Source organism: Methylobacillus methanolivorans (assembly GCF_054588515.1).
On record NZ_BAAILT010000002.1, the window covers coordinates 161,533 to 185,322 of the forward strand.

Sequence of the window (23,790 nt, forward strand, 5' to 3'; positions counted from 1 at the left end):
AAGGATGGATGAACTTTCGCGAGTGTAGCGCTGTCTGTAGCACTAAGCTAGTCATGAAAATACAAAGGGAAGGTCATGATCAAGACAAATAATTTCGAGGAATTTTCGCGCATGGGCTTCGTCGATACGGGAGTGCGCGGGTATACTCCGTCTGTCAAGAAAACACAGACAGGGAGCATGGCCGCGATGGCAGTAACCCCGCCGGCGGGTAATCGGGAATTAGACCAGCAGTTAGTTGAGCGTGCGCAAGGTGGTGATAAGCGTGCGTTTGGCTTATTGGTGGATAAGTACCAGCGTAAGCTGGGGCGCTTGCTCTCTCGCTTGATCAGGGATCCAGCCGAGGTGGAGGATGTAGTACAAGAGTCCTTCATCAAGGCATATCGGGCTTTGCCTAGCTTTCGTGGTGACAGTGCTTTTTATACTTGGTTATACCGTATTGGTATCAACACCGCGAAGAATTATTTGGTAGCGATGGGCCGCAGACCCCAAGCTACAGGTGATATTGAAATTGAAGACGCTGAAAATTTTGATGATGGTGATGAATTACGCACCATGGATACACCTGAAACAGAATTAATGGGCAAGGAAATTGCCCAGACTGTGAACGATACGGTAGCTTCCTTGCCAGAAGAGTTACGCACAGCAATTACATTGCGCGAGATAGAGGGCTTGAGCTACGAAGAGATTGCCACGATGATGGATTGCCCCATAGGGACAGTGCGTTCACGCATTTTCCGAGCTCGTGAAACGATCGCCCAGAAGTTGCGTCCTTTACTGGACACCCCCGAAAACAGGAGATGGTGATGAAAAGTCAAATTTCGGCGCTGATGGATGGTGACATTGCGCTTGAGGATGCAGAATACCTCTATACGACTTTGAAGTCTGGTGGTGAGTCTACCCAGGCTTGGTCTGATTATCATTTGATCGGTGATGCCATGCGTGGCAATCCTGTTTTCAAGCCTGATTTTACCGAGCGCTTGTTGGCTAGCCTTGAGGATGAGCCTGTGCTTCTGGTGCCTTCCGTCAAGCGTAAGCGGACTTTACTCAAAAATAGCAAACTCTGGTCTGTAGCAGCGTCTGTTTCGGCTGTGGCATTTGTTGGCTGGGTGGTATTGCAGCAGCAGGTGCAAAGTGGCTTGGAGGAAGACGCAACCCCCATGGAAATTGCTCAAAGCCTTCCCTCGGACTATTGGTTGGCACACCAGTCACAGGCTTCCAATAATTCCGCCTACTATATTCAGCCCGCCAATTATTCGGAGTAGTCGGTAGATGAAGCGTTTCCTGCTGGCTTTCCTGCTGGCAAGCCCGTTTGTCGTTGTGCATGCCGAACCTGAAGACCCCTGGCTCGTTCTGCAAAAGGCTGCGAGCGCAGCCCACGATCTGAGCTACAAAGGGGTCTTTATCTATCAGTCTGGGGACAATATCAAGTCTGTCCAGATTACCCATACCAACTCGGGCCAAGGTGAATATGCCCGTATGGTCGTGCTGGATGGCACACCTAGAGAAATGCTCAGCCAAGGTGGGGATGTCGTCATTTTTAGTTCCAAGAATGAAAAAGTCATCATGGAAAAGCGCCGGGCACATAACTTGTTCCCAGCTGTATTGCCTGAAGATATTGAGCGCCTAAAGGCAAGCTACCAAGCGAGAATCGGTGGTACGGAGCGTATTGCTGGTCGTGATGGCAGGATAGTGTTTCTTGATCCTCGTGATAGCCTGCGATATGCCTACAAGTTCTGGACTGATCGTGAATATGGTTTGCTGCTGAAATCGCTGATGCTGAATGATCAAAAGCAGATGTTGGAGCAAATGGCATTCAGTCAGGTCAATATGATGGAAGAGCAGGGCATGGACTGGTTCCACCCCAATGTTGATCATAACAAGCATTACATTCTTGAAGAGGCCAATGCCCAGCCCGCTCAGGATGCCTCTGGCTGGACAGTTGGAGTTTTGCCTGCGGGTTATCGCAAGGTTGAGCAAGTGACCCGTCTCGTGCCAGGCAAAACTGCGCCTGTCACCCAAGTGATTTTTACCGATGGCTTGGCCTCTGTTTCCCTCTTCATTGAACCTTTGTCTAAAGGTATTCGTCCTAAGATCGGTCAGACGTCGAAAGGGGCTACTCATTTCTATGCCAATGTCAGCAAGGGATATCAGATATTGGTTGTAGGTGAAGTGCCCGCAGCGACGGTGGCGCAGATCGGTAGTGCGGTCAGTTTCAAGTAGTCATCAAATCCGAAAACTGGGTCGCTTATTTTCTTTAGTTTGTATACAGGTGCTTTGCAGCTTGATCTTGCCTGGCGCGGTTGTGATGATGGTGATTTGGTATGTGAGCTTGCTGCGAGTAGTTTAAGCAGTGTATGAGTGTGACGTGTTAACGAGGTGAGTCGATGTTTAAAAAACTGATTGCTGTTTCCGCAATTTGTTTATCTGTGGGCCTGGCGGCTGCAACACCCGTCTTGGCCAAAGAGTTACCTGATTTTACGGAGTTGGCCGAGAAGCAAGGTGCTGCTGTTGTCAATATCAGTGTCACCCAGGTGATGCAAGGGGGGGCTGGTGGTTCTCCTTTTCAGGGGATGCCGGAAGATGAGGCGTTGAATGAGTTTTTCCGCCGCTTTGGTATTCCAGGGTTCCCTGGTGTGCCACGTGGGCAGGGAGGTCAGCAGTCGCCTGAATACAAGTCCCAGTCGCTGGGCTCAGGCTTCATTATCAGTAACGATGGTTATATCCTGACTAATGCTCATGTGGTGCGTGAAGCGGATGAAGTGATCGTTAAATTGAACGATAAGCGCGAATTCAAGGCCAAGATTGTCGGCGCGGATCGTCGCACGGATGTCGCTCTACTCAAGATAGAGGCCACTGGCCTGCCCAAGGTAACGATTGGCAATCCTGAGCTATTGAAGGTTGGCGAGTGGGTGGTGGCGATTGGATCTCCTTTCGGTCTTGAAAGCACGCTGACAGCCGGTGTGGTAAGTGCCAAGGGGCGTGCATTGCCGCAGGAAAATTTTGTTCCTTTTATCCAGACCGATGTAGCGATCAACCCCGGTAATTCAGGTGGGCCGCTGTTCAACCTCAAAGGTGAGGTTGTCGGGGTCAACTCGCAAATTTATAGCCGTACCGGCGGTTATATGGGCTTGTCGTTTTCCATCCCGATTGATGTCGCTATCGATGTTTCCAATCAGCTCAAGGCCTCAGGTCGTGTAGCACGCGGCTGGCTGGGGATAGGCATCCAGGAAATTACCAAGGATCTGGCCGAATCATTCGGCATGAAGAATACCAACGGTGCGCTGGTGGCTGGTGTGGAGAAGGGTAGCCCTGCTGAAAAGGGTGGGCTGGAGGCGGGTGATGTGGTCGTCAAGTTTGATGGCAAAGCGGTCACCACGTCGGCTGACCTGCCAAGGATTGTTGGCGCAACCAAGCCTGGTAAGCAGGTGCCAGTGGAGGTGTTGCGCAAGGGCGCCAGCAAGACCTTGAATATTGCATTGGGTGAAATGCCAGCAGACAAGGATGAAGTCGCTGCGAATACACAGCCAGATGCCAAGCCTGAATCGAACCGCTTGGGTCTGACATTGCGCGAACTGACACCGCAGCAGCGCCGTAGCTTGAATGGCCGTAATGCGTTGATTGTTGTGGATGCGCAAGGTGCGGCAGCGCAAGCGGGCATCCGCCGTGGTGATTTAGTGCTGGCCTTGAATAATACGGAGGTGCAAAGCCTGGAGCAATTCACCAAGCAGGTGAATGCTATCCATGCAGGCAAGACCGTTGCATTGCTGGTGCAGCGGGAAAACAATACCCTGTATGTGCCGGTCAAGATTGGCAAGTAAAGCATGCTAAGAGTCGGTATTTGCTGTAAAATCCGACGCTAATCACTGTGTTGTAAAAGGGCGCTCCGGCGCCCTTCTTTACTTGGCCTAATCTAGAATAACTACATGAAAAATATCCGCAATTTTTCTATCATTGCTCACATCGACCACGGCAAGTCTACACTTGCAGACCGTATTATCCAGTTGTGTGGCGGTCTTTCTGACCGTGAAATGGAAGCCCAAGTGCTAGACTCCATGGATATCGAGCGCGAACGTGGCATTACCATCAAGGCGCAGACGGCTGCACTGGAATACAAGGCGCTGGATGGTCAAGTCTATAACCTCAATCTGATTGATACTCCAGGGCACGTCGATTTTTCCTACGAGGTCAGCCGCTCGCTGGCTGCCTGTGAAGGTGCATTGCTGGTGGTGGATGCTTCCCAGGGCGTTGAAGCACAGAGTGTGGCGAACTGCTATACCGCTATTGATCAGGGTGTTGAAGTGGTGCCTGTCCTCAATAAGATTGACTTGCCTGCAGCTGATCCTGAGCGCGTGATGCAGGAAATCGAGGATGTGATTGGCGTTGATGCTTCTGAGGCCGTACGTTGTTCTGCCAAGACCGGTGTGGGTGTGCAGGACGTGCTGGAAACCATGATTGCCAAGATTCCGCCGCCCGTGGGCGACCCGGATAAGCCACTGAAAGCCTTGATCATTGACTCCTGGTTTGATAACTATGTTGGCGTGATCATGCTGGTGCGCGTGGTAGATGGCGTGCTCAAACCCAAGGATAAAATCCGCATGATGGCCACCAAGGCCACTTATCTTTGCGAGCAGGTGGGGGTGTTTACACCTAAATCACGCCAGCGTACCTCGCTTTCCGCAGGTGAGGTAGGTTTCATTATTGCCGGCATCAAGGAGCTGACCAGTGCCAAGGTGGGCGACACCGTGACCCTAGCAGACAAACCTGCGAGCGAGGCCCTGCCAGGCTTCAAGGAAGTTCAGCCACAGGTGTTTGCTGGCTTGTATCCCGTGGAGTCCAATCAATTTGAGGCTTTGCGTGAGGCATTGGAAAAATTGCGCCTCAATGATGCTTCATTGCAGTTTGAGCCTGAAAATTCAAGTGCCTTGGGTTTTGGCTTCCGTTGTGGCTTCCTTGGTTTGCTGCACATGGAGATTGTTCAGGAGCGCTTGGAGCGCGAATATGACATGGATCTCATCACCACGGCGCCAACGGTGGTGTATGAGTTGTTGCTTAAGAGTGGTGAGGTTGAACAGATCGAAAATCCATCGCGTCTGCCTGAACCATCGCGCATTGCCGAAATTCGCGAACCCATCATTACTATTAACCTGTTGATGCCACAAGAGTATGTCGGCCCAGTGATGACGCTGTGCAACAACAAGCGCGGTGTGCAGCGCAATATGCAATACATGGGGCGTCAGGTGATGTTGAGCTATGAAATGCCGCTCAATGAAGTGGTGCTGGATTTCTTTGATAAGTTGAAATCCGTGTCTCGTGGTTATGCTTCCATGGATTACGAGTTTCTTGAGTTCCGCGCAGCAGACCTGGTTAAGCTCGACATTATGGTCAACGGTGAGCGTGTCGATGCGTTGTCCTTGATTGTGCATCGTGCCAACAGCATTTACCGAGGCCGTGAGTTAGTGTCCAAAATGCGCGAGCTGATTCCGCGCCAGATGTTCGATATTGCCGTGCAGGCCTCTATCGGTGCCAATATTATTGCCCGTGAAACCGTGAAGGCCATGCGCAAGAACGTATTGGCCAAGTGTTATGGCGGTGACATCACGCGTAAGAAAAAGCTACTCGAGAAGCAGAAAGAGGGCAAGAAGCGCATGAAGCAAGTAGGTAATGTTGAAATTCCACAGGAAGCATTCCTGGCTATTTTGAGGGTTGAAGACAAATGATGTTTGCATTGTTCATGCTGGCGGTGCTGGCAATCACGGGTGTGATCTGGTTGTTGGATAGCTTGTTCTGGCGCAAGAAGCGCGCGGCAGATGCGGCAGACCCCGTGATCGTGGAGTATTCCAAGAGCTTCTTCCCCGTCATTCTCGCGGTATTCCTGATTCGTTCTTTCATCGTTGAGCCATTCAAAATTCCTTCTGGTTCCATGATGCCAACCCTGCTGGCAGGCGATTTCATTCTGGTGAACAAATTCACTTATGGCTTGCGCGTGCCTATCCTTAACAAGACCTTCCTGGCAGTTGACCACCCGCAGCGTGGTGATGTGTTTGTTTTCCATTACCCGCCTGACCCATCCATTGATTACATCAAGCGTGTCATCGGTGTGCCTGGTGACCGCATTGCCTACCGCAACAAGCGTTTGTATGTGAATGGCCAGGCAGTGCAGACAGATTATGTTGATGATTACAAATATGTTGGTTCCGGTCTGAATATGGTTGTTACCAAGCGTTATCAGGAGCAACTTGGTGAGGTTAAGCATGACATCCTGATTGAGGAAAATGGGATGGCATTCGATGGTGAAGTTGAGGTGCCAGCTGGGCATTACTTTGCCATGGGCGACAACCGAGATAACAGCAAGGATAGCCGTGTTTGGGGCTTTGTTCCCGAAGATAACCTGGTCGGGAAAGCGTTCTTTATCTGGTGGAATTTTGACGACTTTGGCAGAATTGGCACCAAGATCAAGTAAATATCCAATTAAAATAAACGGAGAGCCAGCATGAAAAAGCAGCAAGGCCTAACCTTCCTAAGCCTGGTGATTGTAATTGCAGTCAGTGTATTTTTCGCGGTGCTGGCGATGAAGCTTACGCCTTCTTATATTGAGTATTTTGCTGTTAAGAAGGCGATCAGCCGTATTGCGCATGATCCGGCGTTTTCCAGCATGAGCAAGGCGGACATGATCAGCGCTTTCCAAAAGAGTGCGACCATCGACGATATCCGCAGTGTTGATGCCAAGGATCTTAGCTTTCTGCGCGATGAGAATGGCAAGACGGCACTGTCTGTTGATTACCAGGTCGTCGTACCCTTGTTTTCCAATGTCAGCGTTTTGCTAGATTTCGAGGCTTCTACCGACAATGCCCGTTGATTGTCAGTCTCGTCTGGGCCGTGCATGTAGCATGGCCTGTTCATTTTCTACGGTATTCCATAGTAAGGCCTTGTTTTGAGTCTGTATAGCTTGAATAATCTGCTACGCCAGCTTGCCTATGAGTTCCAGGATAAAAGCTTGCTGACCCAGGCGCTGACGCATCGTAGCCATTCCGGTAACAATAACGAGCGCCTGGAGTTTCTGGGTGATGGTGTACTGAATTTTCTGGTGGCACATCAGCTGTTCCAGCGTTTCCCCAAGTTACCAGAAGGCGATCTCAGCCGCTTGCGTGCGCAATTGGTTAAGGAACAAACCCTGAGTGAGATTGCGATTAGCCTCAATGTGGGCGAAAGCTTACGCTTGGGCGAAGGCGAACTCAAAAGTGGTGGCTGGCGTCGCCCCTCGGTACTGGCCGATGCGATGGAGGCTATTATCGGCGCGGTGTTTCTTGATGGGGGCTATCCTGCTGCCGAGGCACTGGTACAGCGCCTATTTCTCCCGCGCCTGGAAAACATAGATCCCAAGGCAATCGGCAAGGATGCCAAGTCGCTGCTGCAGGAATTCCTGCAAGGGCGCAAAATCGACCTACCCGAATATCATGTGTTGGCAACCGAAGGCGAGGCGCATTGCCAGACATTCCGTGTGAGTTGCCATATTGCCAAGTTACAGATGACTGCTGAAGGCAAAGGCTCCAGCCGCCGTGCGGCTGAACAACAGGCTGCCCAGGCAGTTTACGAGCAATTGCTCGATAAAGGAAAGAAATGACATCAACCAATACGTTTCGTTGTGGCACCGTTGCTATCGTCGGTCGCCCCAATGTGGGCAAGTCCACCTTGCTCAATCATATCCTAGGACTCAAGCTGAGCATTACATCACGTAAGGCACAAACTACGCGCCATCGTGTGCTCGGTATCCATACCACAGAAGATACGCAGTTCCTGTTTGTTGATACGCCGGGTTTCCAGCAAAAACACATCAATGCGCTCAATCGCAGCCTGAACCGCACTGTTACCCAGGTGCTCAGTGATGTTGATGTGGTGCTATTCGTGATCGAGCCTATGCATCTGGGCGAGGCTGATCGCAAGGTGTTGGCATTGCTGCCGAAAAACCAGCCGGTATTCTTGGTCGTTAATAAGGCCGACCTGATGGGGGATAAAGGCAACTTGTTGCCCTTGATCCAGGATTTTGATCTGGAATTCCCCTTTACCGGCATCATCCCAGTGAGTGCCAAGAAAAATCTTTATCTTGATGAGTTGCTCTCTGCTGTACGCGAGCATCTGCCAGAGCAACCGGCGATTTATGGTGAGGATGAGCTCACAGATCGTAATGAGCGCTTCTTGGCTGCTGAAATGCTGCGCGAGAAGATTTTCCGTTTGTTAGGCGATGAGGTACCGTATTCGGTTGCCGTGGAAATCGAGAAGTTCGAGCAGGAAGGCAATCTGCGTCGTATTCACGCTGCCATTATCGTCGACAAGGAAAGCCAGAAACCGATGTTGATTGGCAAGGGGGGCGAGAAACTCAAGCGTATTTCCACCGAGGCGCGCCAAGACATGGAGAAGCTTTTCGGTGGCAAGGTCTGGCTGGAAACCTGGGTCAAGGTCAAGGGTGGTTGGGCAGATGATGAGCGCGCCTTGAAATCATTGGGATATTAGAAACCCAGCCTAGACCAGAAAAACAGGATATTGCCATTTCCCCGGCCACCCGGCACATAGCTGGTATTCAATGAGTATTGCCGATAATTGACTGAGGCAATCGGCAATATGCCGGGGATGGGGAAGTTTTTGTAGATATCTGCACGCGAAGTCAGGAACGCGGTATAGCCAATCCCTGCATGTAGGCCAGAGGTTGGCCCCATCATCCATTGGTGTCCATACCCTAGCATGGGCTGCACATTGCTGTGCGAATCAGAGAATGCCATCAGGTAAATGCCTTCCCAGTTGCCTGCCGCATTGTAGCGGCTGCGACCATAGCCCAAGCCCCAAGTGAACTCACGGAACGAGTCGATTTTGTCCTGATCATAGGCAAATCGCAGGTGGTGGGTCCACAGCGGAATATAGAGGTCCTGCTTGCCAGTGTTCCATATATCGCTAACGTGGTTGCATGACTTGTCTATCCAGGTGTAATCCTTGTCGCAGGCGGCTGAGGCGGCCAGTGGCAAGAGCAGGGCAGTGCCGAATGTGAGGGTGCTGTGCTTGAGGTTCATGAATAGTATGTTTGATGCGTGATAGTAGACGGACAGCATCAGCTAATAAAAGGTTTCTCAATAATAGGGATGCCTGAGATAGAATGCCCGCTGGTTCTTCTCTCTTTTTGCTTGCATGGCACTCAGTCCCACCCACCGCCAAGACAACCAGCCCGTATATGTGCTGCACACTTATCCCTTCAAGGAAACCAGCCTGGTTGTCGAGCTGTTCAGCCGTGAGTTTGGTCGCGTGGCCGCGGTTGCCAAGGGTGCACGGCGTCCGCGTTCGGCAATGCGCGGCATGTTGCAGGCCTTTCAGCCTTTGCAGGCAACCTGGTCAGGCAAGGCTGAGCTCAAAAACTTGCACAGCATGGAGTGGGGCGCAGGGCTGCTGTTGTTACGCGGCGAAGCCTTGATGTGTGGCTTTTACCTGAATGAATTGCTTCTGCGTCTGTTGCCGCGCGAAGATGGGCACGATGCCCTGTTTGATTACTATAGCCAGACCTTGCGTATCCTAGCGCAGGACCAGGTGCCGCCTGCAACCACCTTGCGACGTTTCGAGCTCAAAATGTTACAGGAGATGGGATATGCCGTACCGTTGCAACAAGATGCCGAAGGCGAGGCGATAGAGGCAGAACAGGTCTATGCCTATTGGGCCGAACATGGTGCATTGCCTATCAGCCAGCATGCAGCCCAGGCAAATGGCGTACAATTATCCGGCAAGACATTGCTTGCGATGGCACAAGACGACTATAGCGATGTATTGACTCAGCAGCAGAGTAAGCAGTTGATGCGCACCTTGCTGGCACATTACCTGGGTGAAAAGCCCTTACATACCCGACAATTACTCATGGATTTGCAGGCATTATGAAACTAGGCGTCAATATCGATCATGTAGCTACCTTGCGCCAAGCGCGCGGCACTCAATATCCCAGCGTGGTGCAAGCCGCGTTACGTGCTGAAGAGGCAGGTGCTGATAGCATTACCATCCATTTACGCGAAGACAGGCGCCATATTCAGGATGCCGACGTGTTTGCCTTGCGTCCATTGCTGCAAACCAAGATGAACCTGGAAATGGCAGTTACCGACGAAATGGTCGGCATCGCTTTGCAGGTTAAGCCACAGGATGTTTGTCTGGTGCCGGAGCGTCGTGAGGAACGTACTACCGAAGGTGGCCTGGATGTGGTTGGCAATCTAGGTACGATTAAGGCAGCATGCAAGACGCTGGCAGATGCGGGTATTCGCGTTTCCTTGTTTATCGGGCCGGATCTTGAGCAGGTTGAGGCAGCCAAGGCGGCTGGCGCGCCTGTGATCGAGATTCATACCGGCGCATTTGCCGATGCCAAGACCGATAGCGATAAGCATGCTGAATTGCAGCGCATTCGCATGGCAGTGGATCACGGGCTGGCGTTGGGCTTGACCGTCAACGCTGGGCATGGCCTCAATATCCATAACGTCCATGAAATTGTGGGTATCCCGGGGATAGAAGAGTTGAATATCGGCCATGCCATCGTGGCACATGCCTTGTTTGTGGGCTGGGAATATGCCGTGCGCGAGATGAAGGCACTCATCGTGCAGAAGGCCAACTGAGCAGGGCAAGATTTCAGCATGATTTATGGCATAGGCACCGACATCGTTGAAGTGGTGCGCATCGAGGAGTCGCTTAGCCGCTTTGGCGACGCATTTGCACAGCGCATTCTCAATAATACCGAATGGCAGGAATATGAAGCCAGTCGCGTCAAGGCTAGGTTTCTTGCCAAGCGCTTTGCCGCCAAGGAAGCTTTTGCCAAGGCGCTTGGCACAGGCATCAGAGGGGCTGCCAGCTTTGAGAATATAGGTATCGGGCACGATGCCCTAGGTAAACCAGAATTCCAGCTTGCACCAGCATTGCAGCAATGGCTGGTGGAAAAGGGCGTGGGTCAGCTGCATCTTTCCATTAGCGATGAGAAAGCATTGGCGGCGGCGTTCGTGGTATTGGAAAAAGCTTGAGATGCGTAGCGCTTGGTGGATCTGCCTGCTGATTGCAGGCTTTGCAATGAGTGCCGAGCAGTGGGAGCTGGCGGGTGAAAGCGCTGTTGGCAAGCATTATGTTGACCAGGCTAGTGTTGTTCGACATGCGGCAGAGCAGAAATTGACTGTGCAAACCAAGGTTGAGCAGGCTGATGGCAGTATCTGGGTTACGACCATGCAGCTTGATTGCAAGGCCAAGCGGTTTAGTTACCTGAAAGGATACCAGCTCAAGGATGGCAAGCCGGTGGTCAGGTTTGATGCCCCCCGTGCGGAAGAACCCATCAGTCCTGGGTCATTGCCTGACCAATTGCAGCAGCGTTATTGTGCGGCTCCTGCCCCGCAATCCACCGTTCCCTCCCAACCTCGGTGGGAGGTCGTGAGCAACAGCAATACCGGGGAAGTGGCACTGGATCGGGCTTCTTTGCAGGCCCTGCCTGGCCAGGTATTCACGGTGAATACTCGCGTCAAGCCTTTCAATAAAAATGAGCAAACCCTGAGCACCCTGCAATTTAATTGTGGTGAAGGGACATTCCGGATACTGCAAGCGCAGAAAGTGCATGATGGCCGCGCTGAGGCCTTGTTCGACAAGCCGCCTGCTGTTGCGCCTGTGAGTAAGTCAGCCACGGCACAACAGCTTGCCAAGGCGATTTGCAGCCCAACTACCAAACCTGCGCGTAATCCATTCCAGGAAGATGCCTGCAAGGGTACGCTCAATGACTTGCAGGCGCTGGAGCGGCGCGTGCAGGGTGATATTGATGCTCATGCCTTGTATTGCGACACCATGCAACAATACCTAGACCAGCTCGCCCGCATTGCCGATGACGTCGACAAGAATCATTGTGCCATCCATGGACTTGATCAATACCAGCGAGAAATTAGGACTGCTGGCTGTGAGGCATCACCCAATGAGCAATAGTCTGGATATGGATTGGGAGCGCCGCTTTGGTGGTGTGCGTCGCTTGTATGGTGAGGTGGCCTTGCGGCGTTTCCAACATACACATGTTGCTGTCATCGGTATGGGCGGTGTGGGTTCTTGGGCCGTGGAGGCTTTGGCGCGTAGTGCCGTGGGCAGGTTGACCCTAGTTGATCTCGACAATATTGCCGAATCCAACGTCAATCGCCAGTTGCATGCTGTCGAAGGTACATTTGGCTTGGCCAAGGTGACAGCCATGGCGCAACGTGTGCGCATGATCAACCCGCTGGCTGAGGTGCACGAGGTTGAGGATTTCATCACGCCGGATAACCTGGATGTCTTACTCAATACGCCATTGGATGCGGTGCTCGATGCCATTGACGATGCCCGTGCCAAGGTCGCGTTGGCAGCCTGGTGCCGACAGCACAATATCCCACTAGTGATGGCAGGTGGGGCGGGGGGGCGGGTCGATCCAACACGTATCCGAGTAGCCGATTTGGCAGAAGTGCATGGTGACAGGTTGCTGGCCAAGGTACGTAATCAGTTGCGTCGTGATCACGGTTTTCCCAAGGGGTTGGATGGCAATAAACCGGGTAATAAAAGAAAGCTGCAAAAGTTTGGTATTGCCTGTATCTATTCCGATGAGCCGATTCAACAGCCAGACGCTAGTTGCAGCGCTGATACGGGCGGTATCACGGGGTTGAATTGTGCTGGTTATGGCTCATCCGTTGCCGTGACAGCTCCTTGCGGTATGACTGCGGCTGCCGAGATACTGAAATTACTGGCTCCATAGTGAGCTGTTTTATTGTGTGATGGTGTGTTCGTATTCAGGGAAATAGCGCGAGATGACGGATAGGTCGAAGCTGCGCAAGATGCTGGTATTGGATTCACGCTCCAGCAAGAACTCGAAAGAACGCCGGATCAACTCTTCATGATCAAAGCGTCCCAGGCTGAGCTTGTTGGCATAGTCTGGCGCTACTGTTACACGGTGTGTCGTGCTGGATTGTGCCTCAATCGCCACTTCAAAAGCATGCTCCTCTAGCTTGTTGACTGTGATTTTTGCCATCGTTATCCCCTTTGCACGAGTAGGGTGTAGTGTAGCCCGAAATATCCTAATTTACACAAAAAATCAGCCACCTGCCATCAAGGCCTGGTGGCTGTTCATCTCTTTATTCAGGTTTAAAAGTCGTAGCGCAGCGTTACCCCTATGGTGCGAGGTTGCCCGGCAGAGCCCATGTAAGCGTTGCTGCCTGTGTTGGTCAAGCTTAGGAAATAGCGCTTGTCCAGAAGATTCCGCGCCCAGATCGATACATCCCATTGATGGCGCCCATGCTGCATGCGGATGCCGCTGCTGAGATTGAGGATGCTATAGCCTGCAATTTTCGAGTAACGAGAGTTGTTGATGTCGGCATAGGTTTCAGAGCGCCAGCTATATTGGGCCGAGGTGTAATGCTCGACATTGTCTGTCGGGTTCCAGCGCCATTGTGCTCCGCTGCTGAACGCCCAGCGTGAGGCACCATTGACGCGATTGCCAGCGATGCTCCTAAGCCCTTTACCGTAGCCGCTCTCTGCCGTGCCTCCTGGGCCGTTGAATTCTTCCGCAGGGGTAGGAGCGGTGCCGCGATCAAAGCGTGCATCGGTGTAAGCACCGTTGAAGTTCACTGTCAGGTGTGAGTTCACTTGCCCTCGCATATCCAGCTCAAGGCCTTTGCTGGTGATATCTCCGACATTGGTGAGCAGGCCGGTATAGCTGTTGTTGATGGCGGTATTGGTAGCGGCCTGGTAATCCCTGACCTTGGTGAGGAACAGGCTGGTATTGGCAATCAAGCGCTGATCCAGCCAGCTGGACTTGATGCCGAATTCCAGGTTTTTTGCTTTTTCAGGATCAATGTTCAGCGCCTGGGTACCTAACACAGAGCCAGGGGAGGCGACACCATTGACATTAAAGCCCCCGGATTTCTCGCTGGAAGAAAGCGTGGTGTAACCAAGGATATGCTCATTGATCCAGTAGCTGCCAGTTAACAGGGTGGAAATGCTCTCGTCAGTTTGGTGTTGTACACCGGTGTCATAAAACTCAAGTAGTGGATTGGGGAAAATAGGACCTGGGGTGACTGCCTTGTCTTGCACTACGCGCGCTTCTTTTTTTTCAAGTGTGTAGCGCAGCCCGCCGGTTAGATCTAGGCGGTCTGTGAGGTGCCAGGTACCCTGGCCAAATAGCGCATAGCTGTTGGTTTTGGCGTAGCCTGTGCCTGTGAGCTTCGAGTTATTGGGGTAAATGGTGGTTAACGCCAGTGCCGCTGGCCCAGAGTTATAGGCTTCGTGGTTGGCTAAATCCTGATAATAGTAAAAGCCGCCAAGAACATAATCGAAAGTGTCGCTCAAGGGAGAGGCCAGCCTGACCTCCTGCGAATACTGCTTGTGTTCTACATTCGTGCCACCAGTGAGTGCATCCAGATCAGTGCGATCCATGTCGTTGTTGGGCTTGAATGCCCAGCGACGCCAAGCGGTAATTGACGTCAGCGTATAGCCATTGATATCCCAATTTGCCTCCGCAGATAAGGCATCCTGTTTGGTGCGCACGCGTTGACGACTATTCAGTGTTGCTTTGTAATCCTTGGGGTCATAATCGCGGTTGCTTGCCCCGAGGTTATTGGCATGGGTCAGGGCATTAGTGGCGTTGGAATTGGCGGTGCCAGCCGGAGTACTATGTGAGTAGTCTGGGCCAAAAATGGGTTGTAATGTAACTGGATGAATGCCAATGACGGTGAGCGAAGTGGGGTTGGGCGTCCATGGCGCATAGCTGTAGGGTACTAGGCTACCAGTGCTGGAGTCTTCTTCATGATGCTCGGCAATCACACGCAGGTTAAAGGCATCACTGGGCTTGAGCAGCAGTTGGCCGCGTACGCCGGTGCGGTTGATCTCGTTCAGGTTCTTGCCATCGTAGGTGTTCTTCACCCAGCCGTCATCGTGCGTTTTGTAAGCCGCAATGCGGAAAGCGGCAACATCGTTAATCGCTTGGTTCACCATGGCTTTGTATTGCGTATAGTCACGCGAACCCAAGCTTGCCTCAGCACTATTTTCCGATGTAAAGACGGGTTTGCGCGTGGTGATATTGAGTACGCCGGCAGTGGTGTTCTTGCCAAACAAGGTGCCCTGGGGACCACGCAATAGATCGGCTTGCTCTATATCCAGCAAGTCAAATACCGCTAGTCCAGGCCGCCCGAGGAACACATTATCAATATAAAGCCCAGCACTGCCTTCCAGCCCTTCATTGGCAGGGTTGCTGCCAATGCCTCGGATTGCAATGCTGGATTGGCGCGGATGCTGGAATTGCACTGTGAGGTTGGGAAGCAGTTGCGGCAGGTCTTGTAATTGGTAGATCCTGTTTGCTTCCAGTTGCTCGCCGCTGAGCACGGATATTGCAGCAGGAACGTCTTGTTCCTTTTCCAGGCGCCGCCTGGCCGTGACGTGAGTTGTTTCTAATGCAGCATCGCTGACGATTTCCTGGGGTGAGGGCAATTGATCATTGGCGTGGCTGATACTGCATGTCGTGAACAGGGCAATCATACTGCTGCCCAGGCGGGTATATTTCAAAACAGGTGTTCCCCTTGTGTGGTGGTGTGGCCACCACTGATTTGAGTATAGATTTGTATATTTTTTATAATTAATCGAACATTTTATATCCAAATGACCACACTTGAATTGTGGCGCTTGAAATTTCTCCGACCGTCCCTATATAGCCAACATTGTCATTCAACCGCATCACGGGAGTTAAGCAATGTCCACAGAGACGCTACAAAAAGAAACCCTGGGCTTCCAGGCAGAAGTCAAGCAACTGCTGCAATTGATGATTCATTCGCTCTACAGCAACAAGGAAATTGTGCTGCGTGAGCTGATCTCTAATGCGAGCGATGCCGCAGATAAGCTACGCTTCGAGGCATTAGCCAATAACAGCCTTTATGAGAGCGATAGCGAGCTCAAGATTCGTGTGAGCTTCGACAAGGATGCACGCACTGTCACTATTTCCGATAACGGCATTGGCATGAGCCGTGAAGAAGTTATTCGCAATATCGGTACCATCGCCAAGTCTGGCACCAAGGAATTCTTCCAGTCTCTCACTGGCGACCAAGCCAAGGATGCTAATCTGATTGGTCAATTTGGTGTGGGGTTTTATTCTGCCTTCATTCTAGCCAACAAAGTGACATTGATTACTCGCCGCGCGGGTAGCAGCGAAGCCGTGCGTTGGGAATCTACCGGGGAAGGTGATTACACATTGGAAGCTGCGGATAAGGCTAGCCGCGGTACTGATATCGTCCTGCATCTGCGCGAAGGGGAAGATGAGTTCCTTAATGACTGGAAACTCAAGTCCATCATCCGCAAGTATTCTGACCATATCACCCTGCCCATCATCATGAAGAAGTCTGAGTGGAAAGATGGCGAGCAGGTGCCTACCGATGAAGACGAGACCGTGAACAGGGCCTCTGCTTTGTGGGCCCGCAGCAAGAGCGATATTTCCGAGGAGGAATACCAAGAGTTCTACAAGCATGTCTCACACGATTTCGAGAATCCTCTGACTTGGGCGCACAACCGCGTGGAAGGCAAGCAGGAGTATATTTCCCTGCTGTATGTTCCATCCAAGGCACCGTTCGACCTCTATGACCGCGAGCGCCAGCATGGCATCAAGCTGTACGTGAAGCGTGTCTTCATTATGGATGATGCTGAGCAACTCATGCCGCAATACCTGCGCTTTGTGCGTGGCGTGATTGATAGTGCTGACTTGCCATTGAATGTCTCGCGTGAAATCCTGCAACACTCCAAAGACATCGATGCGATCAAGACCGGTTCCGTCAAGCGTGTATTGGGCCTGCTTGAAGATATTGCAGAAAACAAGCCCGAAGAGTACGCCAAGTTCTGGAACGAATTTGGCCGTGTGCTGAAGGAAGGCCCGGGTGAAGATTTTGCCAACAAGGAGCGCATTGCCGGCCTGTTGCGTTTTGCCAGCACACACGCGGATACCGACGAACAGCTAGTGTCTTTCAAGGATTACATTAGCCGGATGAAGGAAGGCCAGGAGGCTATCTATTACATTACTGCCGACACGTTCGCTGCCGCCCAGCATAGCCCGCACCTGGAAATTTTCCGCAAGAAGGGTATTGAGGTGTTGCTGCTGTCTGACCGGGTTGATGAATGGTTGTTGGGTAGTTTGACCGAGTTCGAGGGCAAGAAGCTGCAATCTGTAGCTAAGGGCGATTTGGATCTAGGCAAGCTGGAAGACGAAGCCGAGAAGGAACAGCAAAAGAAGACTGAGGATGAATATAAGTCCTTGGTTGAACGTATCCAGGTTACGTTGGGCGAGAGCGTGAAGGAAGTGCGTGTGACGCATCGCCTGACCGACTCCCCGGCTTGCTTGGTGGCGGGCGAGCATGATCTTTCCGGCAACTTGGAGCGCTTGCTCAAGGCCGCAGGGCAGAAAACGCCAGGTAACAAGCCTGTACTTGAGATCAATCCTGATCACAGCATCGTGCAGCGCTTGAAGGCTGTGAGTGATGATGCGAAGTTTGCCGATTGGGCCCATCTGTTGTTTGATCAGGCCTTGCTCGCAGAGGGTGGCCAACTGGAAGACCCAGCTGCTTTCGTACGCAGGGTCAACGCCATGCTGGCCTAGGTTGTAGCTAAAAAGCGGAGCAGATTGAAAACCGTCATTGATGCTTGGTCAGTGACGGTTTTTTATTGTATAATCCGCGGCTTCGCGTAGAAAGCGTTTGCTATGCGCGGAGTTTGTAATGTGCAGGTATGCCATACCCATGCGGTGTGGTGATAGCGTCAAGCTATCCATTCTGAATAAAGTCGGGATGCAGGAAGCTATTTGTCAGGTCAGCCTGATCAATCCAATTATTAAGGAGTTTTAAAGAATGTCTAGATTCACCGGCCCACGTCTTAAAGTAATGCGCGCACTTGGTATTGATCTGCCTGGCTTGTCCCGCAAGACCATTGAGGCACGTCCAACCCCTCCAGGTCAACACGGTGCCAAGAACACCCGTCGCAAGAAGTCCGACTTCGGTGTCAAGCTGCAAGAAAAGCAAAAGCTGCGTTTCAACTACGGCCTGTCCGAAAAGCAACTGCGTCGCCTGGTGGTTGATGCACGTAAGGGCAAGTCCCCTACTGGCGAAACACTGCTGCAATTGCTGGAGCGTCGTCTGGACAATGTCGTGTTCCGCGCTGGTTTTGCTCCAACAATCGCCGCTGCACGCCAACTGGTTTCCCACCGTCACGTATTGCTGAATGGCAAGTCAGTGAACATTCCATCTATCCGCCTGCGCGTGGGTGATGAGGTTTCCCTGAAGGCCAGCAGCACCAAGCTGCCTATCGTCGTAGAAACATTGGCTAACCCACCATTGATTCGCCCAGAGTGGATCACATGGGCTGAGCAACCTCAGCAAGCCAAGGTTGCTCACTTGCCAGCAGCGGAAGATGTTCCATTCCCTGTGGACGTTCAACAGGTTGTTGAATACTACGCAAACCGTCTGTAATTCTTTTGACGGAATCGAAAAGGCCGCTATTAGCGGCCTTTTTTATTTTCTGCGACAATTTGCCACAATGCAGATGCGGGAAATAATAAGAATCGCGCTCAATTAGCTGCTAGAATGCGTATTATTCTTGACTATGCACATGAGAATAGTTATCATTTTTCGCTCTTGCAAGGGTAGCCTTGCATCATTGACTGCAACCCAGACATAGAGCGGGATAGAAATGAAGACAGTGAACAATTGTAGGCGTGTAGTGCTTGCTGGTAGTGACGGGTGCAGGGTGGTGTACTGTGAGGAATGTCATGTTGCAGAAGTTGAAGTTGGAGCCTTGAGTTTGCGCTTGGAGGATCATGCGTTTAACTCGCTTGCTGAGATGATCCAGGAAGCGGCCACCCGATTAGCAATATTGAGTGCCAAGAAATCCCATAGTCAATTTACGACCCACATCAAAAATGTCCATTGAGCTTTCACTAGCACGCCTTTCAAGAGAGCAATATGTTGAGGGGCAATTGAGTCAAAAACTAATTCGTAGTTTGATTCCCAAACGGGTTTTCCGCGAAAAAGATCAACAAGATTTTTCTGCCAAGGCGCTGGTTGCGACTGTAGTCCTCCATGCAGCTGTATTTGCAGGTCTGATTGCTGTATCTACCAGGGAACCTCATCAGGAAGATGCAGCGCCACCTATCATGGTGAGCTTGGTTAAAAGCCCGGAACCTGTGCCTGAGGTGGCAATTACCGAACCTGAGCCGCAGCCAAAGCCTAAACCACCTGAGCCAAAACCTAAACCCAAGCCTAAGCCCAAAGTCGTGGATAAGCCGGTACCGATTGAGGCGCCTAAGCCTGTTGAGGAGGTGAAGGAGGTGAAGCAGGAGGTTTCCGAGCCTCAGCCTCAGGACATGAAACAAGCGCCTTCGCAAGCTCCTGTTCAAGATAAGCCGGTAGTGGCTGAGAAGATAGAGCCGGTCAAGCCGCCTGAGCCCAAGGATCAGCCGATTCCTGAAATTGCGATTAGTGGTGTTTCCTATCTGCATCAAGAGATGCCGGTATACCCTGCGATGTCCAGAAGGCTTGGTGAGCAAGGTGTGGTGATGTTGCGCATCCTGATTTCAGAGTCTGGTGTGCCCGAATCCATACAGATCGAATCTAGCAGTGGTTCGGAGCGTCTGGATAAGGCAGCGCTTGAAGCCACCAAGAAATCCAGGTTCAACCCGTATAAGCGTAACAACAAGCCGATGAAGGTGTCCGTGATTGCTCCGGTCAGGTTCTCCATCTCGGATTAGCAAATTTAACCAGGTTAGTCATACTTTTACACATATAGGATTAATGCAATATGGAAAATGCATACGAATTTAGCAGCTTGGACTTCATTCTGGACGGTGGGCCAGTGTCCATCCTGGTTGCAGTTGTGCTGGTCTTCATGTCGGTGGCAAGCTGGTATCTCATGGTGACCAAGTTTTATCAGGCCTTGACCATACGCAGTGCCAACCGTGAATACAGCAACCATTTCTGGCAAGCACCTTCAATCGAATCTGCCTTGCGCCACAACAGCGGTGAAACCATTGTCTCGCGCGTGGCTAACCAGGCAATAGATGCGGCCGAGCACCACCAGGCGCATGTAGCACACAATGTGGAAGAGGCTTGCAACAAGGATGAGTTTATCGCTCGTGCCATGCGCCGCCAGATTTCCACCGAAAGTGAACGCATGGATTATGGCTTGACCATGCTGGCATCGGTAGGTAGCGTGGCACCATTTGTCGGCTTGTTCGGTACGGTGTGGGGTATTTACCACGCTTTGGCCAGCATCAGCCAAAGTGGCCAAGCAACCCTGGACAAGGTGGCAGGCCCTGTGGGTGAAGCATTGATCATGACAGCGCTGGGTTTGGCTGTGGCGATTCCTGCGGTATTGGCCTATAACGCGCTAGTACGTCGCAACCGCCTGATTCTTGGTGAGGTGGAAGGCTTTGCCAATGACTTACATATCCTGCTGACCACTGGTGCTCCTCTGAACCCTAGTAGCAAGACGACTGCTGGTGCAGCTGCTGTGCGCACCGGTGCCAAGCTGAAAGAGGTGACAGCATGATGGCTGGTGGTGGCATTGGTGGTGGGGAAGGCAATAGTCGCCCCATGTCCGAGATCAACACCACGCCGCTTGTAGACGTGATGTTGGTATTACTGGTGATTTTTATCATTACCGCGCCTTTGTTGACGCATGCCGTCAAGATCGATTTGCCGCAAGCAACCAGCCAACCATCGCCGGAAAAGCCGGATATTATTGATGTAGCGATTGATCCAGCAGGCACAATGTATTGGAATGACCAAACCGTAACGCTGGAAGAGCTGAATGCAAAACTGCATGAAGTAGCGAATAAAGAGCCTCAGCCAGAGTTGCATATTCGTGCCGACAAGGAAACTCGTTACCAGGTGTTGGCAGAAGTCATGGCCTATGCCCAAAATGCTGGCGTGCAAAAACTGGGTTTCGTCAGCGACCCTACACCCAAATAAGCAATCTTGCATTGATCACACACAAGGCCGGGAAACCGGCCTTTCGCGTTTCTGCTGTTCCCATTGGTTTTTGTTCCTGCAATGTTTTTACGTTTGCTGTTCAACTTTTTGTTGCTCATGTAGTCTTGTAAAAGAGTTCACCTGTGGTGATCGTGGCAGATTGGAGTCTGCCCGACCTATTGTTCCCGCAATGGCCTGATTTTTGCTCGCTTTTAAACAGTGACATCAAGCTTCGCATGAATTTCATGTTGGCCATTCATTATGTGCTGCTGCACTCAAGCCAACGGGTGGCATTTTGTAAACTCACACGGAAAGACGCCAATGACTGCTGCAAAAGAATCCAAGAAGCCCAAAGCCTCCACGCCTGTGATTACTACCGAGAAAACCCCCATCGCCCAGGCGTTGCAGAATCACCTGATTTTTTCTGCATTCAAGACCAGTGAAGCCTCCACGCCACGTGATTGGTATGTGGCAACGGGATACACCGTACGCGACCATGTGGTCGAGCGCTGGGTGAAAACTGCCGAGGCATACAATGCCCAGGACCCGAAGCGGGTGTATTACCTTTCGCTGGAGTTCTTGCTGGGGCGCATGATGCAGAACGCTGCACTGAATCTGGGCATTGAGGGCGAAGTGCAGGAAGGCTTGAAGGCCTTGGGTCACAAGCTGGAAGATGTTGTGGAGCTGGAGAATGATGCTGCGCTAGGCAATGGCGGCCTGGGACGATTGGCGGCGTGTTTCTTGGATTCCATGGCGAGCATGGATATTCCCGGGACAGGTTACGGCATTCGTTATGAATATGGCATGTTCCGCCAGTCGATTAGCCAGGGGCAGCAGGTGGAAAACCCCGATAATTGGTTGCGATACGGCAATCTCTGGGAGTTCCAGCGCCCTGAAAGCCAGTATCCGGTAAGGTTTTATGGAAAGGTGGTGGAGTTCCCGACTGCCAAGGGCACGGAATACCATTGGGTCGATGCCGAAAGCGTGCTGGCGATTGCCTATGACATGCCAGTACCTGGCTACGACACGGAAACCGTGAATACCTTGCGTTTGTGGTCTGCCAAGGCGGCGCGTGAGTTTGACCTTGCACATTTTAATGACGGTAACTACGAGAAGGCCGTCGAGGAGCGCAATGCCTACGAGAATATCTCGAAAGTGCTATATCCCAACGACACTTCTGTGCTGGGCAAGGAGTTGCGCCTCAAGCAACAGTATTTCTTCGTCTCGGCTTCGGTGCAGGATATCTTGCGCCGCTTCCTTTCCAAGCATGATGATTGGAGCGTATTGCCGGACAAGGTGGCGATCCAGCTCAATGATACACATCCCGCCATTGCTGTTGCTGAGCTGATGTACCAATTGGTGGATGTGCATCACCTCAGTTGGGAAAAAGCCTGGAAAATCAGCGAAAAAGTATTTGCCTATACCAACCATACTCTCATGCCGGAGGCGCTGGAAACCTGGCCGGTGGAGATGTTTGGCAAGCTGCTGCCGCGCCACCTTGGCATTATCTATCGTATCAACCACGAGTTCCTGCAGATGGTGAACCACAAGTTCCCGGGCGAGACAGATTTATTGACGCGAGTTTCCATTATTGACGAGGAGCATGGTCGCAGGGTGCGCATGGCGCATCTCGCCGTGGTTGGCAGTCATACTGTTAACGGGGTGGCAGCATTGCATAGCGAATTGCTGCGATCTACGCTGTTTGCTGATTTCAACCGCATCTTCCCTGGTCGATTCATTAATATCACCAATGGTATTACCCCGCGGCGTTGGCTCAATCAATGCAACCCGGGCTTGACTCACTTGCTGGAAAGCGTAATTGGCAAGGATTTTCATCATGGTTTGGATAAGCTGCGCGCATTGGAGCCATTGGCAGAGGATGCCGATTTTCGCAAGGCATTTCGTGCGGTCAAGCATGCCAACAAACAGCGGCTTGCCAAGCGTATTGAGCATGTAACCGGGGTGAAACTCAATCCGAAGGCCTTGTTTGACATACAAATCAAGCGCATTCATGAATACAAACGCCAGCTTCTCAACGTTCTGCATATTATTACCTTGTATAACCGCATTCGTAGCGGGCAGGCCAAGGATGTCACGCCGCGAGCTGTAATTTTTGGCGGCAAGGCGGCACCTGGCTACTGGCTTGCCAAGCTGATCATCCGCTTGATCAACGATGTTGCTTCTATCGTCAATGAGGACCCAGCCGTAGGCGATAAGCTTAAGGTGGTGTTCTACCCCAATTACGAAGTATCGGCTGCTGAGCTATTGTTCCCTGGCAGTGATTTGTCAGAGCAGATTTCCACTGCTGGGACCGAGGCTTCAGGTACCGGTAACATGAAGATGGCGCTGAATGGTGCCTTAACAATTGGCACGCTGGATGGCGCTAATGTGGAAATACGCGAAGAGGTGGGTGAAGAGAATATCTTTATTTTTGGCCTGACGACGGAGCAGGTGGCCGAGGTCAAGGCTAACAATTACAATCCTTGGGATTATTACCATGGCAACCCCGAGCTGAAGCAGGCAGTGGATATGATCACCAATGGCTTCTTCTCCGTTGATGAGCCGGATCGTTATCAAGCAATCGGCGATACCTTGCTTGGCAAAGGCGACCAATATCTTTTGTTGGCAGATTATGCCAGCTACATCGAAACCCAGGATGCGGTTGGCCAGCTCTACAAGGATGAGGAGGAGTGGAGCCGTAAAGCTATCCTCAATGTGGCGCGGATTGGCAAGTTTTCCAGTGACCGCACTATCGGTGAGTATGCGGAGAACATCTGGAACGTCAAACCCGCAGAATAAA

The 23,790-nt window shown here is 51.7% G+C and carries 23 protein-coding genes; 20 read left to right on the forward strand and 3 right to left on the reverse strand.

What is annotated here, in order from left to right:
• Nucleotides 1-186: 186 nt before the first annotated feature.
• From rpoE to era, 9 genes are all read left to right on the forward strand, one after another.
• Nucleotides 187-804, forward strand: coding sequence for an RNA polymerase sigma factor RpoE (gene rpoE, locus LG202_RS02100; protein ID WP_230348020.1), 618 nt, complete (start codon nt 187-189; stop codon nt 802-804).
• Complete coding sequence (locus tag LG202_RS02105; protein WP_230346770.1) at nt 804-1,262, forward strand: sigma-E factor negative regulatory protein; 459 nt, start codon at nt 804-806, stop codon at nt 1,260-1,262. The genes rpoE and LG202_RS02105 overlap by 1 nt, the downstream gene beginning before the upstream one ends.
• 7 nt (nt 1,263-1,269) lie before the next feature.
• Nucleotides 1,270-2,220 (forward strand): MucB/RseB C-terminal domain-containing protein, encoded by a 951-nt coding sequence (locus LG202_RS02110; protein ID WP_230346771.1) that lies wholly within the window; start codon nt 1,270-1,272, stop codon nt 2,218-2,220.
• Between the two features lie 164 nt (nt 2,221-2,384).
• Nucleotides 2,385-3,818 (forward strand): DegQ family serine endoprotease, encoded by a 1,434-nt coding sequence (locus tag LG202_RS02115; RefSeq protein WP_230346772.1) that lies wholly within the window; start codon nt 2,385-2,387, stop codon nt 3,816-3,818.
• A 105-nt stretch (nt 3,819-3,923) separates the two neighbouring features.
• Complete coding sequence (gene lepA / locus LG202_RS02120) at nt 3,924-5,717, forward strand: translation elongation factor 4 (protein ID WP_230346773.1); 1,794 nt, start codon at nt 3,924-3,926, stop codon at nt 5,715-5,717.
• Nucleotides 5,714-6,460: a signal peptidase I gene (gene lepB, locus LG202_RS02125; protein ID WP_230346774.1), complete on the forward strand. Its 747-nt coding sequence runs from the start codon at nt 5,714-5,716 to the stop codon at nt 6,458-6,460. The genes lepA and lepB overlap by 4 nt, the downstream gene beginning before the upstream one ends.
• Nucleotides 6,461-6,490: 30 nt before the next feature.
• Nucleotides 6,491-6,856 (forward strand): DUF4845 domain-containing protein, encoded by a 366-nt coding sequence (locus LG202_RS02130; RefSeq protein WP_230346775.1) that lies wholly within the window; start codon nt 6,491-6,493, stop codon nt 6,854-6,856.
• Between the two features lie 81 nt (nt 6,857-6,937).
• Nucleotides 6,938-7,621, forward strand: coding sequence for a ribonuclease III (gene rnc, locus LG202_RS02135; RefSeq protein ID WP_459724645.1), 684 nt, complete (start codon nt 6,938-6,940; stop codon nt 7,619-7,621).
• Nucleotides 7,618-8,508, forward strand: coding sequence for a GTPase Era (gene era, locus LG202_RS02140; RefSeq protein WP_230346777.1), 891 nt, complete (start codon nt 7,618-7,620; stop codon nt 8,506-8,508). Before rnc ends, era begins: the two co-directional genes overlap by 4 nt.
• Here era and pagP read toward each other — a convergent pair.
• Nucleotides 8,505-9,059: a lipid IV(A) palmitoyltransferase PagP gene (gene pagP / locus LG202_RS02145; protein ID WP_230346778.1), complete on the reverse strand. Its 555-nt coding sequence runs from the start codon at nt 9,057-9,059 to the stop codon at nt 8,505-8,507. The genes era and pagP overlap by 4 nt on opposite strands.
• A 115-nt stretch (nt 9,060-9,174) precedes the next feature.
• On the opposite strand from pagP, the gene recO reads away from it, so the two are divergent.
• From recO to LG202_RS02170, 5 genes are read left to right on the forward strand one after another with little or no spacing between them, the layout of a single operon-like run.
• Nucleotides 9,175-9,909, forward strand: coding sequence for a DNA repair protein RecO (gene recO / locus LG202_RS02150; protein WP_230346779.1), 735 nt, complete (start codon nt 9,175-9,177; stop codon nt 9,907-9,909).
• Nucleotides 9,903-10,628: a pyridoxine 5'-phosphate synthase gene (pdxJ, locus tag LG202_RS02155; RefSeq protein ID WP_230348021.1), complete on the forward strand. Its 726-nt coding sequence runs from the start codon at nt 9,903-9,905 to the stop codon at nt 10,626-10,628. The genes recO and pdxJ overlap by 7 nt, the downstream gene beginning before the upstream one ends.
• 18 nt (nt 10,629-10,646) lie before the next feature.
• The gene (gene acpS / locus LG202_RS02160; RefSeq protein WP_230346780.1) at nt 10,647-11,027 is read left to right on the forward strand and encodes a holo-ACP synthase; all 381 of its coding nucleotides are present in this window, start codon (nt 10,647-10,649) and stop codon (nt 11,025-11,027) included.
• A gap of 1 nt (nt 11,028) precedes the next feature.
• Complete coding sequence (locus LG202_RS02165; protein WP_230346781.1) at nt 11,029-11,964, forward strand: surface-adhesin E family protein; 936 nt, start codon at nt 11,029-11,031, stop codon at nt 11,962-11,964.
• A complete protein-coding gene (locus tag LG202_RS02170) occupies nt 11,954-12,754 on the forward strand; it encodes a tRNA threonylcarbamoyladenosine dehydratase (RefSeq protein WP_230346782.1) in 801 nt (266 codons plus the stop codon). Before LG202_RS02165 ends, LG202_RS02170 begins: the two co-directional genes overlap by 11 nt.
• Nucleotides 12,755-12,763: 9 nt before the next feature.
• Here the strand turns inward: LG202_RS02170 and LG202_RS02175 are convergent, their stop codons facing one another.
• Together LG202_RS02175 and LG202_RS02180 are read right to left on the reverse strand one after the other, a co-directional pair.
• Complete coding sequence (locus LG202_RS02175) at nt 12,764-13,027, reverse strand: hypothetical protein (protein WP_230346783.1); 264 nt, start codon at nt 13,025-13,027, stop codon at nt 12,764-12,766.
• Nucleotides 13,028-13,140: 113 nt separating this feature from the next.
• Nucleotides 13,141-15,555 carry a TonB-dependent receptor gene (locus LG202_RS02180; protein ID WP_230346784.1) on the reverse strand — a complete coding sequence of 805 codons (2,415 nt, stop codon included), beginning with the start codon at nt 15,553-15,555 and terminating at the stop codon, nt 13,141-13,143.
• A 184-nt stretch (nt 15,556-15,739) separates the two neighbouring features.
• On the opposite strand from LG202_RS02180, the gene htpG reads away from it, so the two are divergent.
• The 6 genes from htpG (at nt 15,740) to LG202_RS02210 (ending at nt 23,789) form a co-directional block, all read left to right on the forward strand.
• Nucleotides 15,740-17,626, forward strand: coding sequence for a molecular chaperone HtpG (gene htpG, locus LG202_RS02185; RefSeq protein WP_230346785.1), 1,887 nt, complete (start codon nt 15,740-15,742; stop codon nt 17,624-17,626).
• A gap of 247 nt (nt 17,627-17,873) precedes the next feature.
• Nucleotides 17,874-18,491 (forward strand): 30S ribosomal protein S4, encoded by a 618-nt coding sequence (gene rpsD, locus LG202_RS02190; RefSeq protein ID WP_230346786.1) that lies wholly within the window; start codon nt 17,874-17,876, stop codon nt 18,489-18,491.
• 506 nt (nt 18,492-18,997) lie between these two features.
• Nucleotides 18,998-19,768 carry an energy transducer TonB gene (locus tag LG202_RS02195; RefSeq protein WP_230346787.1) on the forward strand — a complete coding sequence of 257 codons (771 nt, stop codon included), beginning with the start codon at nt 18,998-19,000 and terminating at the stop codon, nt 19,766-19,768.
• 50 nt (nt 19,769-19,818) lie between these two features.
• Nucleotides 19,819-20,568, forward strand: a complete 750-nt coding sequence (locus tag LG202_RS02200; protein WP_230346788.1) for a MotA/TolQ/ExbB proton channel family protein — start codon at nt 19,819-19,821, stop codon at nt 20,566-20,568.
• The gene (locus tag LG202_RS02205; RefSeq protein ID WP_230346789.1) at nt 20,565-20,990 is read left to right on the forward strand and encodes an ExbD/TolR family protein; all 426 of its coding nucleotides are present in this window, start codon (nt 20,565-20,567) and stop codon (nt 20,988-20,990) included. Before LG202_RS02200 ends, LG202_RS02205 begins: the two co-directional genes overlap by 4 nt.
• A 321-nt stretch (nt 20,991-21,311) precedes the next feature.
• Entirely contained in the window at nt 21,312-23,789 is a 2,478-nt protein-coding gene (locus tag LG202_RS02210) for a glycogen/starch/alpha-glucan phosphorylase (protein WP_230346790.1), read from the forward strand.
• Nucleotide 23,790: the final 1 nt, after the last annotated feature.